At 44.3% G+C, this 9,370-nt stretch carries 9 protein-coding genes; 3 read left to right on the forward strand and 6 right to left on the reverse strand.

Annotated features, from left to right (window positions below; genetic code table 11):
• Positions 1-699 (reverse strand): 30S ribosomal protein S16 (rpsP, locus tag HOL16_05060; GenBank protein ID MBT5390061.1); only part of this gene is annotated, 699 nt, incomplete at its 3' end.
• Between the two features lie 40 nt (positions 700-739).
• Positions 740-2,095, reverse strand: coding sequence for a signal recognition particle protein (gene ffh / locus HOL16_05065; protein MBT5390062.1), 1,356 nt, complete (start codon positions 2,093-2,095; stop codon positions 740-742).
• Positions 2,096-2,325: 230 nt separating this feature from the next.
• On the opposite strand from ffh, the gene HOL16_05070 reads away from it, so the two are divergent.
• Both HOL16_05070 and HOL16_05075 read left to right on the forward strand, forming a co-directional pair.
• The gene (locus HOL16_05070; GenBank protein ID MBT5390063.1) at positions 2,326-3,099 is read left to right on the forward strand and encodes an ABC transporter permease; all 774 of its coding nucleotides are present in this window, start codon (positions 2,326-2,328) and stop codon (positions 3,097-3,099) included.
• Positions 3,096-3,875, forward strand: a complete 780-nt coding sequence (locus tag HOL16_05075; GenBank protein MBT5390064.1) for an ATP-binding cassette domain-containing protein — start codon at positions 3,096-3,098, stop codon at positions 3,873-3,875. The genes HOL16_05070 and HOL16_05075 overlap by 4 nt, the downstream gene beginning before the upstream one ends.
• Positions 3,876-3,937: 62 nt before the next feature.
• Here HOL16_05075 and HOL16_05080 read toward each other — a convergent pair whose 3' ends face one another.
• Positions 3,938-4,612 carry a hypothetical protein gene (locus tag HOL16_05080; protein MBT5390065.1) on the reverse strand — a complete coding sequence of 225 codons (675 nt, stop codon included), beginning with the start codon at positions 4,610-4,612 and terminating at the stop codon, positions 3,938-3,940.
• A 240-nt stretch (positions 4,613-4,852) separates the two neighbouring features.
• Between HOL16_05080 and HOL16_05085 the strand changes: the two genes are divergently transcribed.
• Entirely contained in the window at positions 4,853-5,059 is a 207-nt protein-coding gene (locus HOL16_05085; protein ID MBT5390066.1) for a hypothetical protein, read from the forward strand.
• A gap of 298 nt (positions 5,060-5,357) precedes the next feature.
• Here the strand turns inward: HOL16_05085 and HOL16_05090 are convergent, their stop codons facing one another.
• The 3 genes from HOL16_05090 to HOL16_05100 all read right to left on the reverse strand — a co-directional run bounded on the left by HOL16_05090 (position 5,358) and on the right by HOL16_05100 (position 9,000).
• Positions 5,358-5,858, reverse strand: coding sequence for a hypothetical protein (locus HOL16_05090; GenBank protein MBT5390067.1), 501 nt, complete (start codon positions 5,856-5,858; stop codon positions 5,358-5,360).
• 174 nt (positions 5,859-6,032) lie between these two features.
• Positions 6,033-8,282 carry a hypothetical protein gene (locus tag HOL16_05095; protein ID MBT5390068.1) on the reverse strand — a complete coding sequence of 750 codons (2,250 nt, stop codon included), beginning with the start codon at positions 8,280-8,282 and terminating at the stop codon, positions 6,033-6,035.
• A gap of 28 nt (positions 8,283-8,310) precedes the next feature.
• Positions 8,311-9,000 (reverse strand): porin family protein, encoded by a 690-nt coding sequence (locus HOL16_05100; protein ID MBT5390069.1) that lies wholly within the window; start codon positions 8,998-9,000, stop codon positions 8,311-8,313.
• Between the last annotated feature and the right edge of the window lie 370 nt (positions 9,001-9,370).

Genomic DNA, 9,370 nt, shown 5'->3' on the forward strand with positions numbered 1-9,370 from the left:
TTCTGTCTTAGACTCTTCAGCTTTTGCTTCTGCCTTAGGCTCTTCGGCCTTTGCTTCTGCTTTAGGCTCTTCGGCTTTAGCTTCTGCTTTAGGCTCTTCAGCTTTTGCTTCTGTCTTAGACTCTTCAGCTTTTGCTTCTGCCTTAGGCTCTTCGGCCTTTGCTTCTGCTTTAGGCTCTTCGGCTTTAGCTTCTGCTTTAGGCTCTTCAGCTTTTGCTTCTGTCTTAGACTCTTCAGCTTTCGCATCTGTCTTAGGCTCTTCAGCAGGAGCTTCCTCAGCTTTTGCTTCTTCGGCTGGTGCTGGAGCCGCAGCTTCTGCTGCCGCTGCCTCTTTGGCTGCTTTTGCTTCAGCGGCTTTAGCGGCCTTAGCTTCATCAGCTGATGCTAAACGCTCAAGAGTTTTTGCCCGTGGCTTAGACTGTTTAGGCGTTTCGCGAATTTCAGGCATGGGAATAACTTTAGCCTCACCCAAAAAGCGTGCGACACGATCCGTTGGCTTTGCTCCCACGGAAAGCCAATGCTTAATGCGATCCGTATTCATGACAATCCGGGTTTCATTATCTTTGGGAAGCATGGGATTGTAGGTACCCAACTTTTCAATAAAACGACCATCTCGAGGTGCCGTAACTTCAGCGACAACAATTCTGTAGAAAGGACGCTTTTTTGTCCCACCACGTGCGAGTCTGATTTTAAGTGCCATATTTTCTCCTTACTTTAAAAAATTCACAAACTTCATCGAATTAAACATTGTTGGGCATAAGCCCCTTAAGTCCTTGACGTAACATGCCTTTCTTTCCAAGCTTGTTCATCTTTTTCATCATCATGGACATATCTTTAAACTGTTTTAAGAGTTTATTGATCTCTTGAACCGTGACCCCAGCCCCAGAAGCAACGCGCTTTTTACGGGAAGCATTTAGGATCTTTGGATATTTTTTCTCACGTCGTGTCATCGACTGGATAATCGCAATTTGCCGCTTTACGAGGGAATCATCTACGCCAGCTTTGGCTATTTTGTCCTTAAATTTATCCACCCCTGGCAAAAAACCCATGAGGCTACTTAAGCCACCCATTTTACTCACTTGCTTAAGCTGTGTAGCCATATCACCTAAATCGAATTGACCCTTTTGCATCTTGGCCGATAGTTTATCGGCCTCTTCTTGATCAATGGTCTCTGCCGCCTTTTCCACAAGACTAACAACATCGCCCATTCCCAAGATACGCTGGGCAATACGGTCAGGATGAAAGGTCTCCATTTGATGGATCTTTTCCCCAAGCCCCATAAACTTGATCGGCGCCCCAGAGACACTACGCATGGATAAGGCAGCACCCCCGCGTGCATCTCCATCGACGCGCGTTAATATAATACCCGTTACACCAACACGCTCGTTAAAGACCTTAGCCACATTAGCAGCATCCTGCCCCGTCATGGCATCAGCCACCAGCAACGTCTCTAAGGCTTGAGATTGATCTTTGACAGCCTTAACTTCATCCATCAACTTATCATCAATATGAAGTCGACCTGCCGTATCCAAAAGAAGAACATCATATCCTTCTTGTCGCGCTATTTTCTGGGCTCGTTTCGTAATGGTAACAGGATCTTCGCCCTCCACAATAGGAACGGTTTCCACATCAATCTGGCGCCCCAGGATGGCCAACTGTTCTTGGGCAGCGGGACGGTATACGTCCAATGACGCCATTAATACTTTCTTACGAGATTTTTCCGTCAGAAACTTGGCCAGCTTCGCCGTGGTCGTTGTTTTACCGGATCCTTGAAGACCTGCCATCAACACCACAACCGGAGGAACGCCCGATAAGTTGAGGGCTTCCGGTTCTTTCCCCAGCATCTCAATCAAATGGTCATTCACAATCTTGATGACCATTTGGGCCGGCGTCACACTTTTGAGAACGTCTTCTCCAACAGCTTTTTCTTTAACCTGAGCGATAAAGTCCTTAACAACTGGCAAAGCCACGTCCGCTTCCAAAAACGCAACACGAACTTCCCGTAAAGCAGCATCCACATCAGCTTCACTCAAGGCACCCCGACGGCGCATCTTATCGAATGCATCACCTAAACGCTTGGACAGAGACTCAAACATAAACGTTCCTAAAAATTCCTAACAAAATAAGCCAGTGCGCGAAACTCGCGGACTGACTGAATCCATTGCAGACCTTTTACTACAGGCACATATGACAAGTCAAGGAAAGTTATCCTTGGAAAAAATCCACAGAGCAGAGAAACTTGTTAAAATTCAACCCACCAAGACACTCCCCTCTCAGCACATAAAACCATATTGGCCTACACCAAAAGCTGTGCTAGGGTCGCTCCATGCAATTTCTACAAGCCATCGGCTATTTTTTTCTAAAGTTTTTGAGCGCCACGGGGCGTTTTATTCTATTTACCCTTCGGGCTATTTCACACTCTGTGCGCCCCCCATTTTATCCACAACAAATTATTAAGCAGCTTTTCCACATTGGATATTTGTCTCTCCCAGTGGTTGGGCTAACTGCCATCTTTACCGGTATGGTTTTGGCGCTCCAAAGCTATACGGGATTCTCGCGCTTTTCGGCCGAAGGTTCCGTGGCCACCGTTGTTATTCTCTCCATGACGCGAGAGTTAGGCCCCGTTCTGGCGGGACTTATGGTGGCAGGCCGCATTGGTGCCGCCATTGCCGCAGAAATTGGTACCATGCGTGTAACTGAGCAAGTCGATGCTCTCTTTACCCTCTCCACCAACCCATACAAATACCTCATAGCTCCCAGGATTATTGCCGGCATAACCATGTTGCCTCTCCTGGTCCTGGCCGCCGACGCCATTGGTGTGTTTGGAGGGTATTTGGTGGCCACCTATAAGCTAGGCTTTAACTCCGCAAACTATATAAATCAGACCTATAAATATTTAGAAACGGAAGACGTCATCTCTGGGCTTATCAAAGCAGGCGTCTTTGGGGGGCTCATTTCCCTCTTCGGATGCTATTATGGTTTTTATTCCCGTGGCGGCGCCCAAGGTGTGGGCATGGCAACAACTAATGCCGTTGTATCGGCCTCTATCATGATCCTTATCTCCAACTACATCCTAACAGCGATTTTATTTTCATCATGAGTGAATTTGCCATCCGCATTAAAAATCTATCCAAGAGCTTCAACGGCAAAAAGGTTCTGAATAACCTCTCTCTGGATATTAAAAAGGGAGAATCCCTCGTAATATTGGGAGGTTCCGGATCAGGCAAGTCTGTTCTTCTACGATGCATATTGGGACTTATAAAGCCGACAACCGGGCAAATCATCGTTAATGGGGTCGAGACATCCAGAAATAGGAATGTGCTCCCTAAGGAAGTGATGAAAAACATCGGCATGCTTTTTCAAGGCAGCGCTCTCTTTGACAGCCTCCCAGTCTGGCAAAACATTGCATTCGGATTGGTCCACAGCATGAAACTGCCAAAGGATGAGGCCAAAAAGATTGCCCTCAAGACATTATCCATGGTGGGCCTCCCCCAATCGGCTGCCGATTTATGGCCAGCAGAACTCTCTGGCGGCATGCAAAAACGTGTTTCATTGGCCCGCGCCATTGCAACCAGCCCCGACATTCTCTTTTTTGACGAACCCACCACAGGTCTAGACCCCATCCTCTGCAGCGTCATCGACCATCTTATTATCAAAAATGTCCGAGAACTAGGAGCCACGGCCATTAGCATTACCCATGATATTAAAAGCGCCAAGACCATTGCCGATCGCATCGCCATGCTTTATGGGGGAAAAATCATCTGGACCGGCACGTCCAAAGATCTTCTAAAATCAGACAATCCTTACGTCTCTCAGTTTGTGCATGGGAAAACCTCGGGGCCCATTCGCCTAGAGGGCGTGAAGAGCAAGGGATAAGGGAAATTCGCCATCTTCGACTGCCTGGCCGTTCACGTGCAGCAGTATTCACTCCCCAGCTATCAATTCGTTAGCAGCTGTTGAAGATCCCGACTTAAGCTGTCAGCAAGGTTACGCGCAGTAGTTTCCGTTACTAATCCGGTATAGTGATCCGTTACAAATTGACCAAAATCTACCTTCCCATCTTGAATTGGCAATTCATCTGGAGAACGTGTATAAGCCGCAACAATTCCCGCTTCTAGTTCGTCATAAAAGTATGCAGGCATGGAATCTTCAGCTTGCTGAGCAAAATATATTTCGACAAGCCCCTCAAATCTATCTTCATCCAAAATTGGATGCGCTAAGTTGCGCCTCACATCAAGAAGTAAACCTAGTTTTTCACATACTGCTTTCTCTGCAGTATTATTTTTAAAAGGATCCATTAAATCACCAACTGGCCGTGATAGATTTATGTGTCCACCCTTCAATGCAGCTTCTACATATTCTTCTAAGAACGTCCAATGCTTCCCCCCTTCTGGACTGTGCTTTCCCACAAGGTGTAAAATTTTAGACATGTGCTCGCCAACGAACCCGCTTTCTTTAACCTGGGCAAACAAAGGTCTCGCTTCAGCCAACACCTCTGAGGCTGCAACTCGAGCATTTGCTCTCCCTTCAGAGTCACTTTTATCCTCGTCCGAATAACTGGAGTTCATAGCGGCTGCATCTAATACCGGTAAAATTGCTACCGCTGTACTCATAAAGAGCGATGTGTAGAAAATTGCTTTTTTCATAGATCTCATTTGTAATAACCCTCAAATTAAATACACTTAATCTGTATTAAAATAAAACGTAGAAGTCAATAAAGTTTTTGTTTTTAGTGTTCTATGTGAATTGGCGGTTGTGGTCTTGATGTTTTATTTTTTGACGAACCCACCACAGGCCTTGACCCCATCCTATGCAGTGTCATCGACCACCTTATTATCAAAAATGTCAGAGACTTGGGGGCCACAGCCATAAGCATTACCCACGACATCAAAAGTGCCAAAACCATTGCCGATCGCATCGCCATGCTTTATGGCGGCAAAATCATCTGGACCGGCACGTCCAAAGATCTTCTAAAGTCAGATAATCCTTACGTCTCTCAGTTTGTACATGGGAAAACCTCGGGGCCCATTCGCCTAGAGGGCGTGAAGAGCAAGGGATAATTATTTGAAGAATACTTTTACTCGAAATCTTCATAATCCCAATTAAATATCCAATATAAGAAATAGAAAAATGAAGCCGCATAGTCGGCTGGACAGGTGGGGTTGGCTAGGAAGTGTCTGTTAGATACTTCGTCATCATTATCAGAAGGATAGGGTATAAGTTGACCATTTTCATCCCCCGAAGGTTCATCCAGGCCCGATTGTGTTATATTACAGAACCATTCAAATAATTGGGAAGTGTTCCTAAAAAGTTCTTCATCTTCAGGATCAGATGTACATAAATGCTGACTCGATGGACTTACCCCTTCTGATGACTGAAAAAGCTCAAAAAAAAACCAAAAAGACTAGAGAGGCGCCCAAAATATGAATAATCAACAGCGGTAGCAGAAAATAAAACAATCAGAAAGGATAAAACGTTTCGACGAGTCACATAATCAGGAAGTCGTTCCATTAGGTCATCCTTCGTGTCTGTAGCCCAATTCTGCCCCTGACTGAAAAGCTTTGTCCTAGTATCGCTCCAATCTTCGCGCTCACTTTCAGTAGATCTGCGCACGCTCTTAACAGGACTCGCCGGGAGCGCTACCCCCCCTTGCTTGAGCTTTGCTCTAACAAAACTTTCCCCATGATGACTAAAACGCTTTAGTGTTTCTGCCAGGCGTTCTTGGTCATCTCCGTTGGTAGAATTATATTTATCTACAAAAGGACTCCGAACAGCATGAGAATGATCCATGAACGAAAACAAAAAGGCAAAAAACAATAATGAAACAGAAAATATCTTAAAATAGCTTTGCAATTGCATATTATCACTATCCTCAATAAAAATTCAGTAGAAAAATAGCAGAAAAATTTGTACTCAGGCCCAACATATTGAAGGGTTATAATTTATTATTATAAGTATAAATATTAATAGTTAGGCGGCCGCAACCGCCGTAGCTAGTACGTTGATTGCGGCCAATGTTTCTTTTGTTATAGCCTATTCTTCAACTGGGTTGACCTTACTCTCATGATGAGAGAACGCTTGCAGGAGGACACGTTGTATAAATTCATATTTTTCGTTATGATCGTTAAAGGCATTGTTATAGTCAGTTTTAACACTGTCCCAATCCGGACGTTGATTAAATAGTTTAATTACATCTTTGCTATGCCACTTGGTATCTTTGTTTTCTGTACCCTCAGAATCTCTGAAGGCCTGAAGCACACCTGCTAAACTACCTTTATCTTGGTCTAAAATTGCAACCATTCTCTTGGCGAGAGAAACCTCTTCCCAAACCATGGCACTATCTTGTCTAATAGCTGCCCAGCCTGTTTGCTGCCCATCTAGATCTACATCAGCTGGATACAGCTTTTGCAGAGTATCAAAGCTATCAAATCCGTCAATATCCATCAACTGAAGAGTAATCACTACACCGCGATTGAGGTACTCATCTCTTGGTAGAGTATTGTGGTGGAAATCATATTCTCGTTCAAGGATTCCAGGAAGCTCTTCAGCAGTTGCAGATTTCAAATCCGTAAAAAAGGCTGCTTTATCGTCTTCATTTTGCTGCAGTCTCGCTTCGAGCAGTGTCACACCCCTATCATAGAAAACTGACTCACCGTACTCTTGGTTTTCAAAGGCTGCGAAGGCACTGATGCCAGTCCCATCGTCATAGTGATCTGCGAGTCCATGCCAATTTAGTACACGAATATAATCGGCAAACACTTGTTCGAATGCTGTAGGTTCATAGGCACTCTCTAACAATTTCAGTTGTAGGAAACCAGCAGTGATTGCATTCAGATCGTAGGCGTTTTGAGCAGTCCGAACACCCAATGACGTAAATGCATCTTCTATTCTTACGGTTCGGCCTTCTTCATACACTTTTGCCATCGCGGAAAGATAGCTCTGAGAAGATTGATCAGTACTTGCAACGCCCTTGAAGAAGTTGGCAAAATCATGGCCCACAATTTGCGGGGTATAGAGTAATCCATCAACAACTCGCTCAATATATTGCTTTTTACCATCCTCATCCGAAACATCTAACAACCAAGCAACTTTTTTCATATCAGCAGCAGCAAAGGTTGGATCTATGTTCTGAGCAGGCTCTCCTTCAATTGAAGTTTTGACGTCAGCCTCGTAGGCATTGACTCTAACTTTAATTTTAGCATCAACTGCCCTTACAAATGCTTCAGCTGCGTTCTTTTCGTCGCCAGCACCCAAAGCACCAATGAGTCCCAGAGTAGTTTGATATCCCTTGCGAACTTGGGCAGGATCACGGTCCAGCACATCAAAAACCTCGCCTACAACTCTGTCAAATATGGTCCCACCAGTGGCATGGACAATTCCTAGGTCAGCAAGGAACTCTGCACCCAATTCTGTTCTAGTGCCTCGAACCAGTTGGAACAAACCTTGACTCGTCAATCTTACTGAAGAGTCCAATAATTCTCTATAAGCTGCACCTAAGCGATCAGCAACTCCTTGTGCTATGCCTCTTTCTGCAGCATCCACAACCGTATCCGACCATATCCTTAGGTCCACGTCCCCACCATTTTTTGGCAAAGCGGCGAAATCATGCAAATACGCTTTAGCAAAGGAATCTTCTGCTGCGAGATACAGCTCTGACGAGTAGGGATATTGATCTGAAGTTTTTGGGGCTTTCCCTATGGTGTTCGGGTCTACTAATGCAAATAATTCACTGAGCACATGCAATGCGTTTTCAGCTACTGCAGGATACAAACGCAGTTGTTCACCTCTGATAACAGTGCCAAATATTACGCCCATACGTTGCGGAAGGCCATGTATGTCCACACCATTATCAAATTTAGTTAGCAGATTCTGACCTTTCAAGTCTTCTTGGCCCTCTAAAGCCGCTGAGACGTAATCATGGACAGTACCCCATTGATCTTCTCTAGTAGAAAACTTGTCAAATAAGTCTTCGAGTTGCTCAACATGTGCTGGTAGAAAACCATTGTCCTTAACATCCTCAAAGAGAGCCTTAGCAGCTGTCACTCTGGTAGCCACCACCGGACGAAATATATTGGCAGCATTAAGGACTTTTCTGACCTGTGCTGCACCTGATGCTGCATACTTTCGCTCAGTCTGGGCCCAATTATCTTCATCAGTTCCGTTAAGCCCTTTAAAATATTTTATCATTGGATGAACGGCATGGGCATCTGAAATAGGAAACAGTGCTACTGCGGTTGACATAAAGAGAGAGGTGTAAAAAATAGCTGATTTTGTAGCCTTCATAGTAATAACTCCTAGTTTAATATATCAATTAAAACGTGTATCTAACGCCAGCAAGAACGTTGAGAGTTCTTGGTGCAATCTTGACCTGGAAATCCTCAGTCCCATCGTGAAGATCTTTAGTCGTAAAAGACTTGCTAATCGTGTACGTCCCTTCCCCGAAGACGCTCAACGAATTGGAAACAGCTCTCGAAATACCTACGCCGAATGGGAAGCCAACAACACCTTTCGTTTGACTACCTGAGCCTTCAGTTTCAGACTCACTATATTTCACTCTATACTTCGAATAACTAACTCCGAGAATGCCATATAAAGCTGTACTTTCGGATATCTTTCGGCCCAAATGCCCCACAATTCCGAAACTGTACTTTTGAGACAACTTCACCTGGTTCACCGTATCAACTGCACCTACCTCCAGATCTTTGGTCGTCGTGCCCTTCGACGAAGAAGTGTTTAGAAAAAGATTTCCTGCATAGTATATTTTTCCTGACTCACGGCTGAATCCAGCTTGAATTTCCCCAACAACGCCATTGGCTGTGGGTTGATACTTTGCGGTTTCATTGGCATTTCCTGATGTAACGGTTCCATTTCCACTAGAGGAGAGATGCTGGTACCCTGCTCCAATGCCGACTGTCCAACCATGGAATGCGTTCTTGGCATAACTATCTGAAGCTAATACCGTGCTACTAAACAACAGCGCGGAAACTACATACTTTTTCATCTATCAAATACCTCTAGTGACTCGTTGACGATCGCGGGAATAAGGCGATCAAGTTGATAATCAGCCCATAAGAAGAGAACCTTCTCAAAGGATATCTAAATGTTTAAACATTTTTTATGTATTCTAGGTGAATATACAAGTCAACAGTAATTAGGTTAATTTTTATTTATACAATATTGTTGTATAAATTGATTTTTCTTGAATGTATTTACTGATGATGAGAATAAATTAACCTGGGTATGCGGTTTACTCCACAAACCGGCTAAATCGCCATTATTTTGCAGTTGACTCCACTCGCTATTATATGTAGCACTTTATGCTATGAACACTTACCCTGAAGATGCAGTTGAATTAATGAACATGTTTTCAA

The organism is Alphaproteobacteria bacterium (assembly GCA_018662925.1).
Taxonomy (GTDB): Bacteria; Pseudomonadota; Alphaproteobacteria; order 16-39-46; family JABJFC01; genus JABJFC01.